This window comes from Amycolatopsis sp. NPDC026612, assembly GCF_040638285.1.
Classification (GTDB): Bacteria; Actinomycetota; Actinomycetes; order Mycobacteriales; family Pseudonocardiaceae; genus Amycolatopsis.
In genome coordinates this window covers 62,705-85,662 of the sequence record NZ_JBEZYB010000023.1, presented here as the reverse complement: position 1 = coordinate 85,662, position 22,958 = coordinate 62,705, and the positions used below count along the sequence as shown (strand labels likewise).

20 protein-coding genes are annotated in these 22,958 nt (G+C 71.4%); 11 read left to right on the top strand and 9 right to left on the bottom strand.

Annotation, left to right across the window (positions count from 1 at the left end; translation table 11 throughout):
• The first annotated feature begins 92 nt into the window (after window positions 1–92).
• The 3 genes from AB0F15_RS22190 to AB0F15_RS22180 all read left to right on the top strand — a co-directional run bounded on the left by AB0F15_RS22190 (window position 93) and on the right by AB0F15_RS22180 (window position 1,970).
• Window positions 93–1,007: a lytic murein transglycosylase gene (locus AB0F15_RS22190; protein WP_360273232.1), complete on the top strand. Its 915-nt coding sequence runs from the start codon at window positions 93–95 to the stop codon at window positions 1,005–1,007.
• A 248-nt stretch (window positions 1,008–1,255) separates the two neighbouring features.
• Window positions 1,256–1,612, top strand: coding sequence for a hypothetical protein (locus tag AB0F15_RS22185; protein WP_360273315.1), 357 nt, complete (start codon window positions 1,256–1,258; stop codon window positions 1,610–1,612).
• A 13-nt stretch (window positions 1,613–1,625) separates the two neighbouring features.
• The gene (locus AB0F15_RS22180) at window positions 1,626–1,970 is read left to right on the top strand and encodes a DUF3817 domain-containing protein (protein WP_360273229.1); all 345 of its coding nucleotides are present in this window, start codon (window positions 1,626–1,628) and stop codon (window positions 1,968–1,970) included.
• Here AB0F15_RS22180 and AB0F15_RS22175 read toward each other — a convergent pair.
• Window positions 1,948–3,390 carry an MFS transporter gene (locus tag AB0F15_RS22175; RefSeq protein ID WP_360273227.1) on the bottom strand — a complete coding sequence of 481 codons (1,443 nt, stop codon included), beginning with the start codon at window positions 3,388–3,390 and terminating at the stop codon, window positions 1,948–1,950. The genes AB0F15_RS22180 and AB0F15_RS22175 overlap by 23 nt on opposite strands.
• Before the next feature lie 133 nt (window positions 3,391–3,523).
• Here AB0F15_RS22175 and AB0F15_RS22170 point away from each other — a divergent pair, with 133 nt between their 5' ends.
• Window positions 3,524–4,084 (top strand): TetR/AcrR family transcriptional regulator, encoded by a 561-nt coding sequence (locus AB0F15_RS22170; protein WP_360273224.1) that lies wholly within the window; start codon window positions 3,524–3,526, stop codon window positions 4,082–4,084.
• A gap of 7 nt (window positions 4,085–4,091) precedes the next feature.
• Here AB0F15_RS22170 and AB0F15_RS22165 read toward each other — a convergent pair whose 3' ends face one another.
• A complete protein-coding gene (locus AB0F15_RS22165; protein ID WP_360273222.1) occupies window positions 4,092–5,684 on the bottom strand; it encodes a cation acetate symporter in 1,593 nt (530 codons plus the stop codon).
• Window positions 5,681–6,121 (bottom strand): DUF485 domain-containing protein, encoded by a 441-nt coding sequence (locus AB0F15_RS22160; RefSeq protein WP_360273219.1) that lies wholly within the window; start codon window positions 6,119–6,121, stop codon window positions 5,681–5,683. The genes AB0F15_RS22165 and AB0F15_RS22160 overlap by 4 nt, the downstream gene beginning before the upstream one ends.
• Before the next feature lie 1,031 nt (window positions 6,122–7,152).
• Between AB0F15_RS22160 and AB0F15_RS22155 the strand changes: the two genes are divergently transcribed.
• Genes AB0F15_RS22155 through AB0F15_RS22140 form a run of 4 tightly spaced genes read left to right on the top strand, consistent with a single transcriptional unit; the run spans window position 7,153 to window position 12,901 of the window.
• The gene (locus AB0F15_RS22155; RefSeq protein ID WP_360273312.1) at window positions 7,153–11,136 is read left to right on the top strand and encodes a nitrate- and nitrite sensing domain-containing protein; all 3,984 of its coding nucleotides are present in this window, start codon (window positions 7,153–7,155) and stop codon (window positions 11,134–11,136) included.
• On the top strand, window positions 11,133–11,585 hold the full coding sequence (locus tag AB0F15_RS22150; RefSeq protein WP_360273216.1) for a roadblock/LC7 domain-containing protein: 453 nt from the start codon (window positions 11,133–11,135) through the stop codon (window positions 11,583–11,585). The genes AB0F15_RS22155 and AB0F15_RS22150 overlap by 4 nt, the downstream gene beginning before the upstream one ends.
• A gap of 7 nt (window positions 11,586–11,592) precedes the next feature.
• Window positions 11,593–12,309 (top strand): DUF742 domain-containing protein, encoded by a 717-nt coding sequence (locus AB0F15_RS22145; RefSeq protein ID WP_360273214.1) that lies wholly within the window; start codon window positions 11,593–11,595, stop codon window positions 12,307–12,309.
• Between the two features lie 28 nt (window positions 12,310–12,337).
• Entirely contained in the window at window positions 12,338–12,901 is a 564-nt protein-coding gene (locus AB0F15_RS22140) for an ATP/GTP-binding protein (protein WP_013224365.1), read from the top strand.
• A 38-nt stretch (window positions 12,902–12,939) separates the two neighbouring features.
• Here the strand turns inward: AB0F15_RS22140 and AB0F15_RS22135 are convergent, their stop codons facing one another.
• From AB0F15_RS22135 to AB0F15_RS22120, 4 genes are all read right to left on the bottom strand, one after another.
• Window positions 12,940–13,500 (bottom strand): dihydrofolate reductase family protein, encoded by a 561-nt coding sequence (locus AB0F15_RS22135; RefSeq protein ID WP_360273211.1) that lies wholly within the window; start codon window positions 13,498–13,500, stop codon window positions 12,940–12,942.
• 82 nt (window positions 13,501–13,582) lie between these two features.
• On the bottom strand, window positions 13,583–14,233 hold the full coding sequence (locus AB0F15_RS22130; RefSeq protein ID WP_360273209.1) for a DUF899 domain-containing protein: 651 nt from the start codon (window positions 14,231–14,233) through the stop codon (window positions 13,583–13,585).
• Window positions 14,230–14,670 carry an SRPBCC domain-containing protein gene (locus AB0F15_RS22125; RefSeq protein ID WP_360273206.1) on the bottom strand — a complete coding sequence of 147 codons (441 nt, stop codon included), beginning with the start codon at window positions 14,668–14,670 and terminating at the stop codon, window positions 14,230–14,232. Before AB0F15_RS22125 ends, AB0F15_RS22130 begins: the two co-directional genes overlap by 4 nt.
• Entirely contained in the window at window positions 14,663–14,998 is a 336-nt protein-coding gene (locus AB0F15_RS22120) for a metalloregulator ArsR/SmtB family transcription factor (protein ID WP_360273203.1), read from the bottom strand. Before AB0F15_RS22120 ends, AB0F15_RS22125 begins: the two co-directional genes overlap by 8 nt.
• Before the next feature lie 138 nt (window positions 14,999–15,136).
• On the opposite strand from AB0F15_RS22120, the gene icmF reads away from it, so the two are divergent.
• On the top strand, window positions 15,137–18,370 hold the full coding sequence (gene icmF / locus AB0F15_RS22115; RefSeq protein WP_360273201.1) for a fused isobutyryl-CoA mutase/GTPase IcmF: 3,234 nt from the start codon (window positions 15,137–15,139) through the stop codon (window positions 18,368–18,370).
• Here icmF and AB0F15_RS22110 read toward each other — a convergent pair.
• Window positions 18,367–19,062, bottom strand: coding sequence for a class I SAM-dependent methyltransferase (locus AB0F15_RS22110; RefSeq protein ID WP_360273198.1), 696 nt, complete (start codon window positions 19,060–19,062; stop codon window positions 18,367–18,369). The genes icmF and AB0F15_RS22110 overlap by 4 nt on opposite strands.
• A 76-nt stretch (window positions 19,063–19,138) precedes the next feature.
• On the opposite strand from AB0F15_RS22110, the gene AB0F15_RS22105 reads away from it, so the two are divergent.
• Window positions 19,139–19,969, top strand: a complete 831-nt coding sequence (locus AB0F15_RS22105) for an LLM class F420-dependent oxidoreductase (protein ID WP_360273196.1) — start codon at window positions 19,139–19,141, stop codon at window positions 19,967–19,969.
• Between the two features lie 7 nt (window positions 19,970–19,976).
• Here AB0F15_RS22105 and kstR read toward each other — a convergent pair whose 3' ends face one another.
• Window positions 19,977–20,603, bottom strand: coding sequence for a cholesterol catabolism transcriptional regulator KstR (kstR, locus tag AB0F15_RS22100; protein ID WP_360273194.1), 627 nt, complete (start codon window positions 20,601–20,603; stop codon window positions 19,977–19,979).
• A gap of 225 nt (window positions 20,604–20,828) precedes the next feature.
• On the opposite strand from kstR, the gene AB0F15_RS22095 reads away from it, so the two are divergent.
• Window positions 20,829–22,886 (top strand): acyl-CoA dehydrogenase family protein, encoded by a 2,058-nt coding sequence (locus AB0F15_RS22095; RefSeq protein WP_360273191.1) that lies wholly within the window; start codon window positions 20,829–20,831, stop codon window positions 22,884–22,886.
• Window positions 22,887–22,958 lie beyond the last annotated feature (72 nt).

The window sequence follows — 22,958 nt, the reverse complement described above, 5'->3', positions numbered from 1 at the left end:
CGGTGTGGTGAGACGATCGGGACGACCCGCGTAACGCTAACCTGCGCGGGCTCGTTGACCTTTCGTCGACCACGCTGGAGGACCGGAGTTTCGTGCGCACCAGGACCGGAAAGACCGAGGACGACCCGACCGGCCCCCGTGCCGGTGAAGCCGCCCCCGCCGCACCGGCACCGCGCTCTCCGGGCGTGGCCGTGCTCACCCGGCTGATCGTGGTCCTCGCCGTGCTGGCCGTGGCCGGCGGCGGGATCTGGCTCGTCACCCGCGCCGCGACGCCGGAGGCGAGCCCGACGACCACCGAAATCCCCGCCCTGCAGGTCAAGGCGGCCGACGTTCGCCCGGGGTCGGTCGCTCCGGCCGGCGGTGCGGTGGCGGGCGGGGCCGAGCAGCAGACGAGCCCGCAGCAGGCCCGCTCGCGCAGCACCGGCCCGGCGACGCTCGCGCAGTGGGCGAGCCAGGTCGCCGCGGTCACCGGCGTCCCGGCGCGGGCGCTGTCGGCCTACGGCAACGCCGAGCTGGCGATGCGCGCGGACCAGCCGAACTGCAAGATCTCGTGGGCGACGCTGGCCGGCATCGGCCGCATCGAGTCCAACCACGGCCAGTACGCCGGCGCGGTGCTCGGCGCGGACGGGCGCCCGTCCAAGCCGATCGTGGGCGTCCCGCTCGACGGTTCCGCCGGCGTCCAGGCGATCGGCGACACCGACGGCGGCCGCTACGACGGCGACGCCGGAGTCGACCGGGCGGTCGGCCCGATGCAGTTCATCCCGGGCACGTGGCGCAAGTGGGCGTCCGACGGCAACGGCGACGGTCTCGGCGACCCCCAGCAGATCGACGACGCGGCTCTGGCGGCGGCCCGCTACCTGTGCGCGGGCGGCCGCGACATGGCGAGCCCGTCGGGGTGGTGGGCGGGGATCCTGTCGTACAACAACTCGACGGAGTACGCGCAGAAGGTGTTCGGCTTGGCGGATGGCTACGCCAAGGCGGCGCAGTCGGTGCGCAAACAGAGCTGATCGGCCACTTTCGTCGCCCCACCCGTCCCTGGGGGCTGACCCCGGATCCAGTCTATCGGCGACCACCGGCGGACAGCCGGAAAACGGCACTCGGCGACCGAACTGTCCACAATCAGCCCGGGCTGGGGACAACGCTGAGAGCCCGGCCACCTCGCCCGGCGACCGCGCGTTGTTCCTCAGCCGTCCAGTGCTAGCGTCGAAGCGTGCCAGCTTCCCCGCCACCGGCGGCTTCCCCCTGGGGACGGCGGATCGCGATCGTCGCGACCTGCCTGGTGAGCCTGCTCGTCTGCTGCGGCCTCGCCTGGTGGCAGTGGGACCGCTTCACGTCGGCCAACGGCACCTTCCAGAACCTCGGCTACGTCCTGCAGTGGCCGCTGTTCGGTCTCTTCCCGGCCTTCATGTTCTGGCGGATCCGGCAGCTGCGGCTGAAGGCGGCCGCCGAGCCGCGGGAGCCCGCGCCGGAGACCCGCGTCGCCGAGGTGCCCGCCCCCCGTCCCCGTCCCGGCGCCGCGGAGGCGCCGCGGACGGACGAGGACGAAGAGCTGGCCGCCTACAACCGTTACCTGCGCGAGCTGCACGCCCGCGACCAGCAGGCCGCAGAGTGAGGACCACGACCCGATGACCACCAGCACCGAAGGCGCCCACCAGACCGCGGTGCCGCTCGCCGGCCCCCTCGTCCGGTTCCGCACCGCCGCCTACGTCACCGGTGTCGGCCTGCTCGGCCTGTGCTTCGTGATGGTGCTGCGGTACGCATTCGGCAACCCGACGCCGTCGGCGGTCTACTCGCCGATCCACGGCGTGCTGTACATGATCTACCTGGTGCTGACCATCGACCTGGCGATCAAGGCCCGCTGGTCGATCAAGGGCACCGTGCTCGTGCTGCTGGCCGGCTGCGTCCCGTTCGTCTCGTTCCTCGTCGAGCGCCGGGTGACGCACAAGGTCAAGGCCGGGCAGAAGCTGTAGCCGCGGCCTGACGGCGGAAGGTCAGCGCCACCAGGACGGTGCCGGCCGCGATGACCGCGGCCGTGGCGAACGCCGCCGTCATGCCGTCGACCACGAGCTGCGGCCCGGTCGTGCCCGCCGCGGCCCCCGAGCGGGTCACCGAGCCGAACACCGTGACCAGAATGGCCAGCCCCAGGGTGCTGCCGACCTGCTGCATCGTCTGCAGCACGCCGCCCGCGGCACCCGCGTCCCCGGCGGGCACGGTGGCCATCACGATCACGTTCAGCGGCGCGAACGCCAGGCCGCCGCCCAGTCCCATCAGCAGCAGCGGCCCCAGCAACGCCGGGAAGTACGGGCTGTCCGTGGTGAGCAGCGCGAGCCAGGTGACGCCGGTGACCATCAGCACCGAGCCGGTCACGGCCAGCGGCTTCGGGCCGTAGCGGGGGAGCAGCCGCGGCACGAGCCTGCTGATGCCGAAGATCAGCACCGCCATCGGGAGGAAGGCGAACCCGGTGGCCAGCGCGGCGAAGTGGCGGATGTCCTGCATGAACTGGGTGAGGAAGAAGAACATCGACATCATCGCCATCGGCGCGAGGAAGAAGTTGACGTAGGCCGCGCTGCGGTTGCGGTCGGCGAACAGCCGCAGCGGGACCAGCGGCAGCGCCGTGCGGGCTTCGATGACGACGAAGCCGGCGAGCAGCGCCAGGCCGGCGGCGAGCGAGCCGAGCGTCACCGCGTTGCCCCAGCCGCCGGACGCGGCGTGGGTGAAGGCGAACACGAGCGCGCCGACGCCGAGGGTGCCGGTGACCGCGCCGGGCAGGTCCAGGTGCGCCCGGCGGCGTTCCGGTTCGGCCACGAACCGCGGGGCGAGCAGGGCGATCGCGACGCCGAACGGCACGTTGATGAACAGCGCGGCGCGCCACGAGATCCACTCGGTGAGCAGCCCGCCGACGATCAGGCCGATCGCGAAGCCGCCGCTGGACATCGCGGAGAACAGTGCCAGTGCGCGGACGCGGGCCTTGGCCTCGGTGAACGTCGTCGTGACCAGCGCCAGGGTGCTCGGACCCGCCATGGCGGCGCCGATGCCCTGCAGGACGCGGGCGGTGATGAGCAGCGTGGCGGAACCGGCGAGGCCGCCGGCCAGCGAGGCGAGCGTGAACACGGTGATGCCCGCGACGAACATCCGCCGCCGTCCGAACAGGTCGCCCGCCCGGCCGCCGAGCAGCAGCAGGCCGCCGAAGGCGAGGCTGTAGGCCGTCATCACCCAGGACAGGCCGGTGGCGGAAAACCCCAGGTCGGACTGGATGCGTGGGAGCGCGACGTTCATCACGGTCGCGTCGAGGACGAGCATGAGCTGGCAGGTGAGGATGATCGCGAGGACCAGCCCGCTGCGGTGGGGGCGCGCCGGCGCGGGCGCGCGGTCGATCGTCTGCTGCGACAAGGAATACTCCCCCAAGGAGCACGAGAGAAGCGGAGACTTTCTCCGCTTGGTGTGATCCGATAATATGGAGAGTGTCTCCGGATGCGCAAGTGAATTCGGAGAATCTCTCCGGTTACGTGGCGAGGAGGCCGGGATGCCGGGCACGGACCGTCCGATGCGCGCGGACGCGCGGCGCAACTACGAACGCATCGTCGCGACGGCGAAGGACCTCTTCACCGCGCACGGCGCCGACGTGCCGCTGGACGACGTCGCGAAGAAGGCCGGCGTCGGCGCGGGCACCCTGTACCGGCACTTCCCGACCCGGGAGAAGCTCTTCGAAGCGGTCTACCGCGACGAGATCGAGGTGCTCGCCGATCGCGCGTTCGTGCTGCACGACGAGCTGCCCCCGTGGGAAGCCCTCGAAGCCTGGCTGCTCGCCCAGGTGACCTGGGTGGTCGAGCGGTACAAGCTGGCGATGATCCTCAAGGAGTCGATCGACGCCGGCTCGGAGACCTTCCAGTACTGCCAGAAGCGGCTTCGCGAAGCGACGGGTGTGCTCGTCGAAGCGGGGCAGGACGCCGGGCTGCTCCGGCCGGACGTCGTCGCCGCGGACGTCCTGCGCCTCGGGCACGGCGCCGGCATGGCGGTGCGCAACTGCAGCCCGGAGGACGGCAAGCGCGTGCTGAACGTGATCCTGGACGGCCTGCGCGCCTGACGGCGGCTCAGCTTCCGATGCCGGTCATCGCGCGGACCTCCATCTCCGCCTGCTTCTCCGCGTCCGCCTTCGGCTTGCCCGCCAGCGTTCCGACGAACCCGCACACGAACGAGAACGGGATCGAGACCAGGCCCGGGTTCTTCAGCGGGAACCAGGCGAAGTCGACGCTCTTGAGGATCGCGTCCGGGGCACCCGAGACGACCGGCGAGAAGAGCACCAGCAGCAGGCACGCGATCAGGCCGCCGTACATGCCCCACAGCGTGCCGGTGGTGTTGAACCGCTTCCAGAACAACGAGTACAGCAGCGTGGACAGGTTCGCCGACGCCGCCACCGCGAACGCCAGTGCCACCAGGAACGCGACGTTCTGCCCGTTCGCCAGCACGCCGCCGACGATCGCCAGCGCACCCACCACGATCGCGGTCAGCCGTGCCACCCGGACCTCGTCCGCCGGTTCGGCCTTGCCGCGCTTGAAGATGTTCGCGTAGACGTCGTGGGCGAACGAGGCCGACGCGGTGATCGTCAGCCCGGCGACCACCGCGAGGATCGTCGCGAACGCCACCGCGGCGATCACGCCCAGCAGCAGCGTTCCGCCGATGTGCAGTGCCAGCAGCGGCGCCGCCGAGTTCTCCCCGCCCGGCGCGGCCTTGATCTCGTCCGCGCCGACCAGCGCGGCCGCGCCGAAGCCGATCACCAGCGTGCACACGTAGAAGATGAGCATGCACACGGTGGCCCAGACGACCGAGCGGCGCGCCTCGAAGGAGTTCGGCACCGTGTAGAAGCGCATCAGCAGGTGGGGCAGCGAGGACAGGCCGAGGACCAGGGCCAGCGCGAGCGACACGAAGTCGAGCTTGGTGGTGTTGTCCTTGCCGTAGGAGCCGCCCGGTTCCAGGAGGTGCTCGCCCAGCGGGCTCTTCTCCGTCGCGGCCGAAAGCAGGTTCGAGAAGCTGAAGCCGTACTTGCCGAACAGGAACACCGCCATCAGCACCACGGCCAGCATCAGCACACCCGCCTTGATGATCTGCACCCACGTGGTGCCCTTCATCCCGCCGACCAGGACGTAGAGCACCATGACCAGGCCGACCACGCCGATCACCAGCGCCTGCCCGAGCCGGGTGTGGATGTTGAGCAGCAGGGCGACCAGGCCGCCGGCGCCCGCCATCTGCGCCAGCATGTAGAACAGGGAGATCACCAGGGTCGACGTCGCCGCCGCGGCCCGCACCGGGCGCTGGTTCATCCGGAAGCTGATCACGTCGCCCATCGTGAACCGGCCGGTGTTGCGCAGCAGCTCGGCGATCAGCAGCAGGTCGACCAGCCAGGCGACCAGGAAGCCGATCGAGTAGAGGAAGCCGTCGTACCCGTGGACGGCGATCGCGCCCGCGATGCCGAGGAACGACGCCGCAGACAGGAAGTCGCCGGAAAGCGCGATGCCGTTCTGGCGGCCGGTGAAAGCGCTGCCCGCGGCGTAGTAGTCCGACGTCGAAGAGGTCCGGCTGCCGGCCCGGTAGACGACGTACAGCGTGATCGCCACGAACAGGGCGAACACGACGGTGTTCACGATCGGATCGCTGGCAGCCACCCCACCGGCGGCGAGCGTGGTCATCGGCGCTGCTCTTCCACCAGGCCGGCGCGGGCCCGGAGCGCGGCGACCTGCGGATCGAGCCGGCGGCGCGCGTAGCGCAGGTACAGCCAGGTGACCAGCGCGGTGCTGGCGAACTGGCCGAGGCCGAGCAGGATGGCCACGTTGACCTGGCCGAACACCTTGCGGCTCATGAAGTCGTGCGCGTAGGCGGCCAGCAGCACGTAAGTCATGTACCAGGCGAAAAAGGCGAAGCTCATCGGGAAGACGAACCCCCGGAACCGGCGGCGCAGCGAGACGAACTCGGGGCTGGCCTGGATCGCGGGGTAGTCGGGGCCGGTGCGGGCGGCGGGCGTGCCGGGCCGGACCCCGGCGGGGTGGTGGTCCCCGGCGGGCAGGACCGGTATCCGGCTCGTCTCCTCGAGGGCGTTGCCCGGCGCGGGCCGCGCTACGTCGTACATGGTGCCTCCGGCAGAGCCTCCGTGGCGGCGGGCCCGGGCGCCTGCGGGCAGGGCGCCGGACCGCCCTTGCGGACTGCGAGGGCACATCGTAACTAGGCCGTCCGGCCCATGCCGAAGGTGGCCGGACCGTCCGGTCGGTCCGCCCGGACGGTATTCGTTTTCCTGTCGAACACGTCGGGCGGCGTCGAAAGGGCGATCGGCGACAAGGGATGCGCGGAACGTCCGTAATGCTGAAAAGAATTGTGACGGCACGTTGTCAAGGCCGGAGGGAACTACGACAAACGGGGTAACGGTGTGGATCATCCCTGCTTGCTGGTTACGGAAGGTAGCCGAATCGCGGGGGCGATAGGGCTGATGCGTGTGTTCCGGCGGCGGCAGGAGGGTGAAGGTCCACTGGTCAGCGCGCTGTTTCGAAAGAAATCACCGGGTCGGTGCAGGGTGGCGCAGAACGCCACAACATCGGGCACACCTTGAGACTTGACCCACCCGTTGGTGGTACGCAGTGTAGATCGTCCGAGGGACACTGCTACCCTGCCTGGGCTAATCGGGTGACGGCCGGAGGCTCTTGGGTTCCGCTTCCGGTAACCGGAATTGCCTCTTCGGCGGCGGTGAGGCGTAATGTCCGGGTCCGTGTCCGGCCGGGAAAGCACTTTTCCCTGGTCAGCGCCCGAACGGGGAACACAATTGACCGCAAGGGCATCGGGGGTACGATTCTTTGGCCCAGCTGACCGCAGCGATGGATTGGCACCGATAAAGTTGATCTCGATCACCGTGCACTCCGCAACTTGCGACGTGCACGTGCATAGTCCCGGGCAGCACAGTCCCGGGCACGGGACGGGGCGGTGCCCGCCCGACGACGGGCGCGCGGACGGCGGGGCGGCCGGGGACGAGCGAGGGCGCCGGGAAAGCGGCAGGGTGGGGACGGCACGGCCGTCCGACGGCCTGCTGCGAGCCGGGACGCCGCGCCGCCGACGCGGATCCATGACGCCGGACAGGGAGTCACTCACGTGACCGTTGCAGGAGAAGGTCAGGTGCCCGTCGGGGAACTGCTCGGCCGAGCGCCCCGGCGGTCGAAGGGGAAGGCCGTGTGGCGCGCCCTCGTGCAATGGCGCGACTGGAGCCTGCCCGTCAAGCTTTCCGCCGTCACCGTCGTGCCGATCGTCCTCGCGCTGGTGCTGGGCAGCACGACGATCGCCGCGCAGGTCGGCCGCTCGGACGACTACCAGCGGCTCGACCGGCTCGTCGCGCTCGGCGGCGGGGTGCGCGCGCTCACCGGCGCACTCCAGCAGGAGCGCACGATCACCGCGGCGATGCTGACCGAGGGCACCGTTGGCGGCACCCCCGAACTGGCCGCGGCGCGCACGGCCACGGACGCCGCGACCGGCCCGTTCACCGCGGAGCAGGCCCGCGCGGCCGAAGCCGAGCCCGGTGTGGCCGGAGCCGCGGGCGCGGCCACCGCGCAACTGGGCAACGTCGCCTTCCTGCGCCGTCAGGTCGACGGCGGCCAGCTCGACTCCGGCCAGGCCATCACCGCGTACGCCGCCGTCACCGGGTCGCTCATCAGCCTCGACACCGCGGTCACCGCGGGCGCCGGCGACGGCACCCTCGGCGGCACGCCGGCCGGGCTGCACGAGCTGCTGGTCGCCGGCGAGCAGGTGTCGATCAGCCAGGCACTCGTCTCCTACGGCATCGGCCGCGGCGCGCTCACCCCGAGTGAGCTCGCCACCCTGCGCGCCGCCGAGCTGCGGCTCGCCGACCGGCTCGTCGACTTCCGGTCCGCGGCGGGCGACACGCTGCAGCGCGATTTCGCGGCGATCGCCGAAGGCACGCAGGCGCAGAGCCGGGCCCGGATGGTCGAGACGGTGCTGAACGCATCGAGCGGCGCGGTGGACGACGCGTTCCGCGCGCTGCCTGCCGCGGACTGGAACGCCGCCTCCGCCGCGATGCGCACGCAGATCGGCCAGGTCGCCGACCGGCTCGGCGCGTCGGCGTCGCAGACGGCGGCGAACCTGGTCGACGAGTCCAGCAGCGGCGCCGGCCTGCTCGCGGTGCTGCTGTTCGCCGCGATGGTGCTGGCCGTCGCGGTCGTCTTCCTCATCACCCGGCAGCTCCTGCGCTCGCTGAAAGTGCTGCGCCGCAGCGCCCTCGACGTCGCCGAGACCGCGCTGCCGGCGGCGGTCCGCAACATCCAGGAGGGCCGCGCGCAGGGCACCGACGTGCAGCCGGTCCCGGTGCTGACCAACGACGAGGTCGGCGAGGTCGCGCGCGCCTTCGACAAGGTGCACCACCAGGCCCTGCGGCTGGCGACCGAGCAGGCCGCGATGCGCACCGGCTACGGCAGCGTGTTCGTCAACCTTTCGCGGCGCAGCCAGAGCCTGGTGCAGCGGCAGCTGCAGCTGATCGAGCAGCTCGAGCGGGACGAGGAGGACGCCGACCAGCTGGCGACGCTGTTCCAGCTCGACCACCTCGCCACCCGGATGCGGCGCAACAACGAGAACCTGATGGTGCTGTCGGGTGCCGAGCCGGGCCGCCGGTCCGGGAAGCCGGTCGGCACCACCGACATGCTCCGCGCCGCGGTGTCGGAGATCGAGCAGTACCAGCGGGTCCAGGTGCAGCCGCCGCCCCCGGCCCGGATCGTGGGCTACGCCGCGAGTGACCTGATGCGCCTGGTCGCCGAGCTGCTGGACAACGCCACGGCGTTCTCCGCGCCGGAGACCACGGTGACCGTGGCGTCGCGGCTGGGCGAGGACGGCTCGCTCAACATCGACATCCTGGACAAGGGCATCGGCATGAACGAGGCCGAGGTCGCCGAGGCCAACACCCGGCTGACCGAGGCCGGATCGGTCGACCTGGTCACGTCGCGGCGCATGGGCCTGTTCGTCGTCGGCCGGCTGGCCAGCAGGCACCGGGTCGGGGTGTCGCTGCACGGCGGCAAGGACATCGTGGGCGTCCGCGCCACGGTCGTCGTCCCGGCGGAGCTGGTGACGCCGGTGACCGACGGCCCGGCGACCGGCCCGATCGGCGCCCTGCAGCAGCATCCGGCGAGCCCGGCGGCGGGCCACCAGCTGCCCCGCCGCCCGGTCAACGGCCACGCCCGCCCGCGGCCGGTGGTGCCGCAGCAGCCGGCGATGGGCGAGGAGCGGTGGCCCTCGGCGAGCGACCTCGCCGGCCTGTCCGGCGGCCAGGCCGTGCGCCCGCCGTCGGACCTGGAGATCTCCGGCACGGCCCTGTTCGCCCCGATCGCGAAGGACGACGACGTCCCGCCGCAGCGCCCGGCCCTGCCGCCGGTGCCCGCGGTGCTGCCGTTGCCGTTGCCGTTGCCGTTGCCGTTGCCGCAGCCGCAGCCGCAGCCGCAGCGGCCGCCGGTCCCGCAGCCGCCGCGGGCGGACGACCTGCCGGCGGGCAAGGACCTGTTCACGGCCAACGAGACCACGCTCAGCGACTGGTGGCAGGAGGCGACCGCGGTCTCGGAGCCGCCCCCGCCGCCGACCCCCGACCGCTCGGAGACGACGCCGATCTTCGACGAGATGCTGTCGGCGTGGTTCCGCGAGGACAAGCCGGCGGCCGGCGAGGAACCGGCCGCATCCCAGGAGGCACCGCCGGAGGCGACACCGCCGGAGCGGCGCAGCTGGGACTTCGCGAGCGACGAGAACTTCCGCACGGTCCAGGCGGTGACGAAGTCCGAGCCGACGGCGTTCACCGAGGCAGGCCTCCCGCGCCGCCGCCGCGGCGAGCAGCTCCTCCCGGGCAGCGCGACCCCGGCCGGGATCACCCCCGAGCCGGCCCCGGCCCGCCCGGACCTGCCGGTCCGCGATCCCGCGGAGGTCCGCGGCCGGCTGAGCAGCTTCCAGCAGGGCGTGACCCGCGGCCGCCGCCAGATGCGCCAGGCCGCGGGGCAGCGGCCCAAGCCGGGCCAGCAGCGCGGGGCGGCTCAGCAGGCGGGAACGGATCCGTCGATCGTCCCGGGGCTGGGCACGGCCCAGGGCGCCGCGGGAGCGGTCGGACAGCCGGCCCAGCAGCCGACGCAGCAGCCGGGCTCCGCGCAGCAGGCCACCCCGCAGGCTCCGGGCTCGCCGGTAACGCCGGAGCGGGGTTCGGCCCAGCCGGTGTCGGGTGCGTTCGAGCAACCGGCGGCCGCGCAAGCCACCCCGCAGCCCGATGGCTCCCACCCCTCGACACCGCAGGACCCGGCGCCCACGCGCGGTTTGCAGCCTGGGCGGCAAGGGAATGTCTTCGCGGCCGGAGCCCAGCCGCCTGCGGACGGCTCCCCACCGGCTCCGTCGGGATCGGAGCAGAGTGCTCTGCCGCAGCCGTCGAAGGCCGCTTCGCAGCCCGCCGTTCCGCCGGAGCCCGGCCAAACCGCTTCGGAGCCGGCCGGTCTGCCCCAGCCGGGCGATGCCAAACCTCAGCGGGCCCAGCCATCGAAGGCCACTTCCCGGCCTGCCGCTCTGCCGCAGCCGGGCGGTGCCAAGTCTCAGCCGACTGCCCTGCCGCAGCCGGGCGGTGCCAAGTCTCAGCCGATTGCCCTCCCACAGCCGGGCGGAGGCAAGCCTCAGCCGGCTGCCCTCCCGAAGCGGTCCGCGGGTCTGCCGCAGCCGAACGGCCCGCGCCCGGAACTCCGCGGTCCCGAGCCGTCCGTCTTCCAGGAGTCCGGGCAGCTGCCCCTCGGGAACGGCCGTCCCGGCACCCCGGCCCCGCGCCGGGAAGAGACCGCGGTGGAGGCCACGACCGAGTGGAACTTCGGCACCGACGACGGGTGGCGCGCGGTGCAAGCGGTGTCCCAGTCGACACCCTCCACGTTCACTTCGGCAGGATTGCCCCGGCGCCGTCGCGGGGAGCAGCTGCTTCCGGGCAGCGCCGGAGGACCGTCCACCGGGGCCACGGCCCCCCGACCACAACGGGACGCACACGACGTGCGCGGCCGCCTGCGGAACTTCCAGCAGGGCATCGAGCGCGGACGCCACCGCACCGCGCAGGCGGCCGAGACCAATCACGAGACCTTGGAGGGTGAATGACCTCGCCGAGTAGCGCGCAGCCGACGCACAACCAGTTCGGCTGGCTGGTGAACGACTTCGCGGAGCGGGTGCCCGGTGTGGCCCACGCCGTGGTCGTCTCGGCGGACGGCTTGCTGCTGACCGCGTCGAACCGGCTCCCGCTCGACCGGGCCGACCAGCTCGCCGCGGTCGCCTCCGGGCTGGTCAGCCTCACCCAGGGCGCGGCCCGGTGCTTCGAAGCCGGCGCGGTCAACGAGACCGTCGTCGAGATGGAGCTGGGCATCATGGTGCTGATGTCGATCAGCGACGGCTCGTGCCTTGCCGTGCTCGCCGCCCCCAACTGCGACATCGGCCAGGTCGCCTACGAGATGACGATGCTCGTCGACCGGGTCGGCCAGATCCTCACCCCGGAGCTGCGTGCTCAGCTTCAGGGCTCCGGAGGGTCGCTGATCGGCGAACCGGTGGGATGATGGCGCGATGAGCACGGGGTCCGGATTCGACGGCGAACCACCCGAGGGGCGCAACCCCGCCGGGCGAGGGGACGACGGCACGTTCGCCGACGTCCTCAACGGGTTCACGCTGAATTCCGGCCGTGCCCGCCGGAAGCGCAAGAAGAGCAAGGAGTCCCCGCAACCCCCGGCCGCCGGTGCGCACGCGGCCGCGGATCCGCCGGCGCCCGCGCCGTCGGCCGACCAAGGAGATCGTGTGACCTCTTTAGTCTCTCCGCCCGGCAGTACCGACGGGGACAGCCCCCGACCGGGTGGCCTGTTCGACCCGGGCCCGCCCAGCGGCGAGTTCGTGATGCCCACGGTCTTCGAACAGCCGTACGCGCCGGAGGAGCTGACGGCGATCGTCCGGCCCTACGCGCTGACCGGTGGCCGCACCCGGGCCAACTACGCGCTGGAGCTGGAGACGCTGGTCTCCGCGAGGGACTACGCTGCCACCGGTGGCTTCCCCGAAGTGGCCGCGGAGCAGATCGAGTGCATTTCGATCATGGAAGAGTGCCGGACCCCCCGTTCGGTCGCCGAGATCGTTTCGGCGCTGCGGGTGCCTTTGGGCGTGGCCCGGGTGCTGATCAGCGACGCGGCGGACGCGGGGCTGGTCACGGTGCACAAGACGATTACGGGCAATGACGGCGCCGAGGCACATCTGGTGTTGATGGAAAGGGTTTTGAGTGGACTCCGTCGGCTTTAAGGCACCGCGGGACACCGCGCCCCCGACCATGACATCCGCCAAGATCGTGGTGGCGGGCGGTTTCGGCGCGGGCAAGACGACGTTCGTCGGATCGGTGTCGGAGATCGTGCCGCTGACCACCGAGGCGATGATGACCGACGCCAGCGTCGGCGTCGACAACCTCGACCACACGCCGAACAAGTCCACGACCACGGTGGCGATGGACTTCGGCCGGGTGTCACTGGACGCGGACCTGATCCTCTACCTGTTCGGCACGCCCGGGCAGCAGCGGTTCTGGTTCATGTGGGACGACCTGGTCCGCGGCGCGATCGGCGCGGTCGTGCTGGCCGACACGCGCCGGCTGGCCGACTCGTTCGCCCCGATCGACTTCTTCGAGGACCGGGGCCTGCCCTACATCGTCGGCGTCAACACGTTCGACGGCGTGCTCGAGCACGACATCAACGACGTCCGCGAGGCGCTGTCGATCGACCCGAACATCCCGATCGTCCGCTGCGACGCGCGGGACCGGGAGTCGACCAAGCAGACGCTGATCACGCTGGTCGAGTACGCCATGCGGCAGTGGATCGCCCTGCGGGCCGCCAACGCGAGGTGAGGCACCGAGGGCCCGGGGAACCCCCGGGCCCGGCGCGGTCACGCCCGGCGGAAGCGCAGGAGCACGACGCTGCCGTCGAACGTGCGCGACTCCACCAGTTCCAGGCCGAGCCGCGCGGTGCCCTCGGCGAACGGCCGCTTGCCGCCGCCGAGGACGACCGGGTGCACGAACACCTGGTACTCGTCGATCAGGCCCCGCGCGGTCAGCTCGGCGGCCAGGTCCGCGCCGCCCATGAGCAGCAGGTTCTTCCCCGGTTCGGCTTTGAGGGAGGCCACGGCGTCGCCGAGGTCGCCGCCGACGACCCGGGTGTTCCAATCCGCCTTCTCGAGCGTCCGCGAGAACACGACCTTCGGCGTCTCCCGCCACACGGGCGCGAAGGCGATGTCGTGCGGGTGGTCCGAGATCGACTCGGCGTTCGGCCAGTACCCGGACATCATGTCCCAGACCTTCCGCCCGTAGGCGAACTCGCCACAGCTCGCGGACAGCTCCCGCGAGTAGCCGGACAGCTCCACGCCCATGACCGGCCAGTCGAATTCGCCGTTCGGGCCCTCGACGCAGCCGTCGAGCGAAGTGTGGACCGCGTAGACGATCTCGCGCATTTCCGTCTCCTGGTGTTTCGGGGGCTGACACGAGGAGGTCGGAACCGCGGACACGGACCGGACACGCTCGCCGAAGAATCTTTCAGTACTCGTCGTGGCGGCGCCACCAGGCGCCGGGACCGTCGTCGCCGCGGCTCTCCTCTTCCCACGCTTCCTGGCGGCCGAGCGGCGTGACGTCGAGGTAGCGGTGCGACGCGAGGAACATTTCGCCGCCGCGTCCGGTGGTGAAGTAGGTGCGGTGGACGTCGTCGCCGTCGCGCAGGAACACGCTGACGCCGAAGCCCGTGCCGACGCCGCAGTCCTCGGTGAAGTCGCTGCCGTGCGCGGACACCCAGGGCACGTCCCAGCCCATGCGCGTCCGGTACCGCTCGATCTCGGCCAGGGGGGCGGGCGCGACGACCGTGAGCGTGACGTCGCGGGCGTGCAGGTGCGCCAGGTGCGGCAGGTTGTCCACGAGCAGGGAACAGCCGGGGCAGCCCGCTTTGTCGCCCGGGTGCAGCATGAAGTGGTAGACGATCAGCTGGCGGCGGCCGTCGAACAGGTCGAGCAGGCTTCTCTTGCCGTCGGCCGACTCGAACTCGTACGGCTTGGTGAAGGGCACCATCGGCAGCCGCCGGCGTTCCGCGGCGAGGTGGTCCGCCGCCTTCATGAGCTCCTTCTCCTTGACGAGCAGCGCGTCTCGCGCGGCCTGCCATTCCTCCGGCGAGACGATCTCGGGCAGCGTGGCGGTCATCGGGCGTCCTTTCCTCGGATGAAGCCGGTCAGGTCCTCGAAACTGGAGGTCCAGCCGTCGTCGTGGCCGTCGCGTTCGGCGGCGGTCGGGAAGCCCGACTGGACGAAGGTCATCTCGGTCTTGCCGTCGAGGTCGGCGAAGCCGATCGTCACGAGCGTTTCGGTGCGCAGGTCGCCTTCGGTGTCCCAGGCGAAGGTGAACACGAGCCGTTCGGGGGCGTCGATCTCGCGGTAGACGCCGTGCATCCAGTGCTCGTCGCCTTCGGGGGAGCGGATGCACGCCCGCCAGGCGCCGCCGGGCCGGGTGGCGAGGGTGACGGCGGCGCCGGTGTAGCCGTGCGGGCCGAGCCAGCTCGCCAGCTGGTCCGGCTCGGTCCACGCGGCGAAGACGAGCTCGCGCGGCGCGTCGAACACGCGCGTGATGGTCAGGTCAGGCATCGCCGGGCCCGCCGGTCAAGGTCCGCAGGTGCTCTTCGAGGCGGTCGAACCCGCCGTCCCAGAACCGGCGGTAGGTCGCGACCCAGTCGGCGACGCCTTCCAGGGGCTTGGCCTCCAGCCGGCAGGGCCGCCACTGGCGGGTGCGGCCGCGGGTGATCAGCCCGGCCTCCTCCAGCACCTTCAGGTGCCGGGACACCGCGGGCAGGCTCATCGGGAGTGGTTCGGCGAGCTCGTTCACCGTCGCTTCGCCCGCCGACAGGCGCGCGAGGATGGCGCGCCGGGTCGGGTCGGCGAGGGCCGAGAACGTCCGGCTCAGTGTGTCGGTCATTTCACCACCCTGTTAATTAACGAACCTATTAAATACCGGGCCGAGCAGGCCGCTGTCAAGGTTCTTCCAGGCTGCCGTGAGAGCCGCGTCACTGGTCCTCGGGTTTCCAACAGTAGGAAGTCAAAGTATTTTGGAAGGATGAGCAGCGACCTGTACCGCCCTGGGCACCCCGTCCGGTTCGTCACCGCGTCGAGCCTCTTCGACGGCCACGACGCCTCGATCAACATCATGCGGCGGATCCTGCAGTCGCAGGGCGCGGAGGTCGTCCACCTGGGCCACAACCGCTCGGTCGACGAGGTCGCCACCGCGGCCATCGCCGAGGACGTCCAGGGTGTCGCCATCTCGGCGTACCAGGGCGGGCACGTCGAGTACTTCTCCTACCTGGTCGAACTGCTCCGCGAGCGCGGCGCCGGCCACATCAAGGTCTTCGGCGGCGGGGGCGGGGTGATCGTGCGCGAGGAGATCGAGCTGCTGCACTCGCGCGGCGTCGCCCGCATCTTCTCGCCCGAGGACGGCTACGAGATGGGCCTGCCGGGCATGATCAACTTCATGGTCAAGGCCTGCGACGTCGACCTCGCGGCCGACGGGCCGGCACTGGACAAGGTGCTTTCCGGGGACGTCGCCGCGCTGTCGCGGGTCATCACCCAGCTGCAGGCGGAGCGGCTGCCCGGCGACCTGCTGAGCGGGATCACCGAGGCCGCGGGCCGGCGCGAGGTGCCGGTGCTCGGCATCACCGGGACCGGCGGCTCGGGCAAGTCGTCGCTCACCGACGAGCTGATCCGCCGCTTCCGCCTCGACCAGGAGGACAAGCTGCGGATCGCGGTGCTCGCCGTCGACCCGTCGCGGCGCAAGGGTGGCGGCGCGCTGCTCGGCGACCGCATCCGGATGAACTGCCTCGACGGCTCGCCGGTGTACTTCCGCTCGCTCGCGACGCGCACGACGTCGGGGGAGATCCCGGCCGGGCTGCGCGAGTCGATCCTGGCCTGCAAGGCCGCCGGGTACGACCTGGTGATCGTCGAGACGCCGGGTATCGGCCAGGGCGACGCCGGGATCGTCGACTTCGTGGACGAGTCGCTGTACGTGATGACGCCGGAGTTCGGCGCCGCCTCGCAGCTGGAGAAGATCGACATGCTCGACTTCGCTGACGTCGTCGCGATCAACAAGTTCGAGCGCCGCGGCGCCGAGGACGCCCGCCGGGACGTCGCCCGCCAGCTCGTGCGCAACCGCGAGGCCTTCTCGCAGGGCCCGGAGGACATGCCGGTCTACGGCACGAGCGCCGCGAAGTTCAACGACGACGGCGTCACCGCGCTGTACCAGCACCTGCGGGGCATGCTCGCCGAGCGGGGCCTCGGCGTCTCCGCGGGGACGTTGCCGCAGGTCGAGGGCAAGGTCTCGACGGACGCTTCGACGATCATCCCCGGCAACCGGTCCCGGTACCTGGCCGAAATCTCGGACACCGTGCGCGGCTACCACGCGAAGACCGAGCAGCAGGTCGCCGCGATCCGCAAGCGCGACGCGCTGGCCCTCGCCCGCGGTGAGCTGGCCGGGGTGGACGCCTCGACCGACGCGCTCGACGGGCTGCTCGCCGCCGCCGGGTCCGAGGTGGACGGCGAGTCGACCCAGCTCCTCGAGCGGTTCCGGGCGCTGGCGGAGGAGTACCGCAAGGACGAGCTGGTCGTGAAGATCCGCGACAAGGAGCTGCGGACGCAGCTGTGGCGGGACACGTTGTCCGGCAACCGGATCCCGCGCGTCGCCCTGCCGCGGTACGCCGAGTCCGGCGAGCTGCTGTCGTTCCTGCGCCGGGAGAACCTGCCGGGCTACTTCCCGTACACCGCGGGTGTCTTCCCGTTCAAGCGCGAGGGGGAGGACCCGGCGCGGATGTTCGCCGGCGAGGGCGACGCGTTCCGCACCAACCGGCGGTTCAAGCTGCTGTCGGCCGACTCGGAGGCCAAGCGGCTCTCCACGGCGTTCGACTCGGTGACGCTCTACGGCCACGACCCCGACACGCGCCCCGACATCTACGGCAAGGTCGGCACGTCGGGGGTGTCCATCGCGACGCTCGACGACATGAAGGCCCTCTACGACGGCTTCGACCTGACCGCGCCGAACACGTCGGTGTCGATGACCATCAACGGGCCGGCGCCGACGATCCTGGCCTTCTTCCTCAACACGGCGATCGACCAGAAGCTCACGGAGTTCCGCGACGAGCACGGCCGCGAGCCGTCCGAAGCCGAAGCCGCGGAGCTGCGCGAGTGGGTGCTGAAGAACGTGCGCGGCACCGTCCAGGCCGACATCCTCAAGGAGGACCAGGGCCAGAACACCTGCATCTTCTCCACCGAGTTCAGCCTCCGGATGATGGCCGACATCCAGGAGTGGTTCATCGAGCACCAGGTGCGGAACTTCTACTCGGTGTCGATCTCCGGCTACCACATCGCCGAGGCCGGGGCGAACCCGATCTCGCAGCTGGCGTTCACGCTGTCCAACGGCTTCACCTACGTCGAGTCGTACCTGGCCCGCGGCATGGACATCGACGACTTCGCGCCGAACCTGTCGTTCTTCTTCTCCAACGGCATGGACGCCGAGTACTCGGTGCTCGGCCGGGTGGCGCGGCGGATCTGGGCCGTGGCCATGCGCGAGCGCTACGGCGCGAACGAGCGGTCGCAGAAGCTCAAGTACCACGTGCAGACGTCCGGGCGATCGCTGCACGCGCAGGAGATGAGCTTCAACGACATCCGCACCACGCTGCAGGCGCTCTGTGCGCTGTACGACAACGCGAACTCCTTGCACACCAACGCTTTCGACGAGGCGATCACGACGCCGTCGGAGTCTTCGGTGCGCCGCGCGATGGCCATCCAGATGGTCATCAACAAGGAGTGGGGCCTGTCGAAGAACGAGAACCCGCTGCAGGGCTCGTTCGTCATCGACGAGCTGACCGACCTGGTCGAGGAGGCCGTGCTGGCCGAGTTCGACCGCATCTCCGAGCGCGGCGGTGTGCTCGGCGCGATGGAGACGGGCTACCAGCGCGGCAAGATCCAGGACGAATCGATCCTGTACGAGCGCAAGAAGCACGACGGCTCGCTGCCGATCATCGGCGTCAACACGTTCCGCAACCCGCACGAGGGCGAGTCCGACGTCGAGGTCGAGCTGGCCCGGGCGACGGAGGCCGAGAAGCAGTCGCAGCTGGATCGCCTCGCGGACTTCCAGCGCCGCCACCACGAGGAGGCCCAGCAGGCCCTGAAGACCCTGCGCGAAGCGGCCACCCGCGGCGGCAACCTGTTCGGGGTGCTGATGGAAGCCGCGCGGGTGTGCTCGCTGGGTCAGATCACGGAAGCCTTCTTCGAGGTCGGCGGGCAGTACCGGCGCAACGTCTAGCGCCGGACCGCCTTCAGCTGCCAAACCGGGACGAGGACCCGGCCGTCGGCGTCGGTGTCCATCCCGGTCAGGCCGCCCGGCTCCTCGCCGAGCACCACCCGGACGCTCTGCCGCAGCTCTTCGGCCGTCATCGACGTCGTGTAGACGGCCGGCTCGAGCTTCTCGATCGTCCAGTCCTTCCCGACGGTCTCCCGCAGGTTCGCCGCGCTGATCAGGTAGGGCGCCGGGAAGCCGTCCGGGATGTCCTCCGAGAAGCAGAACAGGTGCAACGCCGCGCCGGGCCGGGTCGCGCGGGTCAGCGCCGCGAGGTACGCGCGGCGCTCCTCCTCCGTCAGGCAGTGGTAGAGCGCGCTGTCGAGGACCGTGTCGAAGCGGCCTTCGTAGCCTTCGAGCTTCGTCGCGTCCGCGACGGCGAACTCGACGTCCAGCCCCTTCTCCGCGGCGCGTGAGCGGGCCTCTTCGACCGCCGACGGCGCCCCGTCCAGCCCGGTGACCCGCACGCCGCGGGAGGCGAGGAACGCCGAGTTGTCGCCGAGGCCGCAGCCGATGTCGAGCACCTCGCCGGTGAACTCCCCGGCGTCGGCCAGCGCGACGACCGCGGGCTGCGGGGCGCCGAGGTCCCACGGCATCTTGCGGCCGATCGGGGTGGCGCCCTGGTACAGCTCTTCGAAGTCGATGTCCTGTACGTCCATGACTGCCCCCTTATTCAACGTGTGATGAGATGCCTTCATCCTGCACCCCCTGTCAACCCGGTGGTAGTTCTTGGATATGAAATTCGGGATCTCGACGTTCGTGACCGACGAAGGCATCCGGCCGGACGTGCTGGGCGCGGCACTGGAGGAACGCGGGTTCGACTCGCTGTTCCTCGCCGAGCACTCGCACATCCCGGTGAGCCGGGAGACGCCGTACCCGGGCGGCGGTGACCTGCCCCGCGTGTACTACCGCACGCTCGACCCGTTCGTGGCGCTCACCGCCGCGGCCACCGCGACGTCGGAACTGCTGCTCGGCACCGGGATCGCGCTGCTGATCCAGCGCGACCTGATCCACACGGCCAAGGAGGTCGCGTCGCTGGACCTGATCTCCGACGGCCGCGCGCTGTTCGGCGTCGGCGTCGGCTGGAACCGGGAGGAAATGCGCAACCACGGCACCGACCCGAAGACGCGGGGCGCGCTGATGGACGAGCAACTGGCCGCGCTCAAGGAGATCTGGACTTCGGAGCAGGCGGAGTTCCACGGGGAGCACATCGACCTCGACCCGATCTTCAGCTGGCCGAAGCCGGTGCAGAAGCCGCACGTGCCGATCTACATCGGCGGCGAGAGCGAAGCGGCCCTCAACCGGCTCGCCAAGTACGGCGACGGCTGGCTGCTCCGGGGCTACACGAAGTACCAGGAGGCTCAGCGCGTACGCCGGTGGCTGGCCGAGCAGGGGCGCGAAGACGTGCAGTTCGCGGTCTTCGGCGGACCGACTTCGCCGAAGGTGATCGACGGCTTCCGCGAAGCCGGCGTCGAGCGGTACACGTTCCTGCTGGACACGCTGCCGGAAGCGGAGACGCTCAAGGCGCTCGACGAGCTGGCGGAGGTGGCCGCCGCGCACCGCTGACCGGCGGCTACTTGTCAAGCAGCAGGTGCACCGAAAGTTCGAGGCGGTTCGCGACGTCGGCCGCCGAGGCCCGGCGGGTCACCCACGCCACCAGGTTCGCCATCCAGACGTCCGCGATCACGTGGAAGATGTCGCGGTCGGCTTCGGTCGGCTCGGCGATGCCCATCGCCTTGGCGAACATGGCCTCCATCAGCAGGCCGACCTGCTCGACCTCGGCGGCGGCGGAGGTGTCGGCGAACATGAACGCGCGCACCATGGCCTCGGTCAGGTGCGGGTCGCGCTGCATCAGGCGCGTGTTGCGGCCGAGCACGAACATCAGCCGCTCGGCGGGTGTCTCGCCGGGGATGGCCTGGCGCTCCAGCTTCTCCTGCGCCCGCTCGAACTCGCGGGCCAGCCCGGAGACGAGCAGGTGGATCTTCGAGGGGAAGTACCGGTACAGCGTGCCGAGGGCGACATCGGCCTTTTCGGCGACGGCGCGCATCTGCACGGCGTCGTAGCCGCCCTTCGAGGCGAGCGCGAGGGTGGCGTCGATGATCCGGCGGCGGCGGTCGCGCTGGGCGGCCGAGCCGAGTTCGTCCGCGCCGATCGCGCTCAGGCCGTTGCCGCGGGCCTTGGTCTTGCCTGGCATCGGCATTCCCCCGTCCTTCGGAACTTGTTCCAGTTCATGACGTAGAGTACCTGTCCTGGCGAAACGTTCAACAATCGGCCCACTGGCCGAAAAACTGTAACACGTTCTACACTCGCGAGTAGTGTTGCGCATCCGGCCGTGAGCCGGCGGAAACGGGCCGAAGCCGACCCGCTCCCGCCGTGCCTGCCGGTGGGCAACAGCCGACGCAGTCCCGTCCCGCGAGGAGGCCCCATGCCGGTCGCGCTCACCGAGGAACAGGCCGCACTGGCCGAGGCGATCCACGCCTGGTCCGCGGCGCACCACCCCCGAGAAGCGGTGCGCACGGCGGAAACCGGGGCCGGTGCGGGAATCCCCGCCGGCTTCGCCGCGCTCGGCCTGTTCGGCGTCGCGCTGCCCGCGGCGGCCGGCGGTGCCGACGGCGGTGTCGCCGATCTCGCCGCCGGGCTCGCCGCCGCGGCGGAGGAACTCGTCCCGGGCCCGGTGCTCGGCACCGCGCTCGCCGGGCTCCTGCTCGCCGAAGTCCCCGGCGCGAAGGAGCTGCTGCCGGCCCTCGCCGAGGGCGACGCCACGGTCGCGGTCCTGCTGGACGCGCCCTCGCTCGCCGACGGCGTCACCGGGCCGGTGCCCGGCGCGGATGCCGGGACCTGGCTGCTGGTACCGGTCGACGGCGGCCACGTCCTGCTCGCGCCCGGCACGCAAGGGGTGACCGTCGAGCCCCTGGAAGCGTTCGACTTTTCGCGCCCGCTGGCGCGCATCCGGTTCTCCGGCGTCCGTCCCGGCGACGTCCTCACCCTCCCGCCGGTCGCCGACCTCGCTGCGACCTTGGCCGCCGCCGAAGCCGCCGGGGTGGCGCGGAGGTGCCTGACCGTCGCCGTCGAGTACGCCAAGGTCCGCGAGCAGTTCGGCAAACCGATCGGGGCGTTCCAGGCGGTCAAGCACCTGTGCGCCGAAATGCTCTGCCGCGCCGAAGCCGCCGAAGCACTGGCCTGGGACGCGGCGAACGGCCGGCACCCGCTTTCGGTGGCGAGCGCGGCCGTCGTCGCCCTCGACGCGGCCGTCGCCAACGCCAAGGACTGCATCCAGGTCCTCGGCGGGATCGGGTTCACCTGGGAGCACGACGCGCACCTGTACCTGCGCCGGGCCGTGGCCCTGCGGCAGTGGCTCGGCGGGGCGTGGCGGCGGCGGGCGGCTTCCCTGGCGCTCTCCGGGAGCGAACGCACGATGAGCGTCGACGTCGGTGACGATCCTTCGCTGCGGGACGAGGTCGCGCGGATCGCCGCGCTGCCCTCGGACGACCAGCGGGTGGCGTTGGCGGACGCGGGTCTGCTGACCCCGCACTGGCCGGCGCCGTTCGGCCGCGGTGCCGACGCCGCGGAGCAGCTGCGGATCGACGCCGCGTTGAACGCTGCGGGGGTCCGCCGCCCGGACCTGGTGATCGGCGCGTGGGCGGTGCCGACGATCCTCGAGCACGGCAGCGACGAGCAGCGTGCCCGGTTCGCCCGGCCCACCCTGCGCGGCGAGATCACGTGGTGCCAGCTGTTCAGCGAGCCCGGTGCCGGGTCCGACCTGGCGGCGCTGCGGACGGCGGCCCGGCGCGTCGACGGCGGCTGGCGGCTATCCGGGCAGAAGGTGTGGACGTCGCTCGCCCGCGAAGCCGACTGGGGCATCTGCCTGGCCCGCACCGACCCGGACGTGCCCAAGCACAAGGGCATCACGTACTTCCTGGTCGACCTGCGCGCCGAGGGCATCACGACGCGGCCGCTGCGCGAAATCACCGGCGAGGCGGTGTTCAACGAGGTGTTCCTCGACGACGTCTTCGTGCCCGACGCCGACGTCGTCGGCGAGCCCGGTGGCGGGTGGCGGCTGGCCCGGACGACCCTGGCCAACGAGCGGGTGGCCATCGGCAGCGGTTCGGCGGTCGGCGAGAGCGTGCAGTCCTTGGTGTCCACAGTGGACGCTTCGGGGCTGGACGACGTCGCGCTGGACCGGCTGGGCGCGCTGGTGGCCGACGGGGTCGCGGGCTCCGTGCTGGACCTGCGGGCCGCGCTGCGGCGGCTCGGCGGGCAGGACCCGGGCGCGGAGTCGAGCGTCCGGAAGCTGCTCGGCGTGCAGCACCGGCAGGACGTGGCGGAGTTCGCGCTGGAGCTCGCCGGCTCGGGCGCCCTGGTGGCGGACGGCCGGGCCCAGCACGAATTCCTGCTGACCCGCTGCCTGTCGATCGCGGGCGGCACGACCCAGGTCCTGCGCTCCCTCACCGCCGAACGCTTGCTGGGCCTGCCCCGCGGCTGAAGTCTCTCGGCAGTCTCTCGGCGCCCGAGTGGGTTGCGTCGGGCAACGGCGCGAACGGCCCGTTCGCGCCGC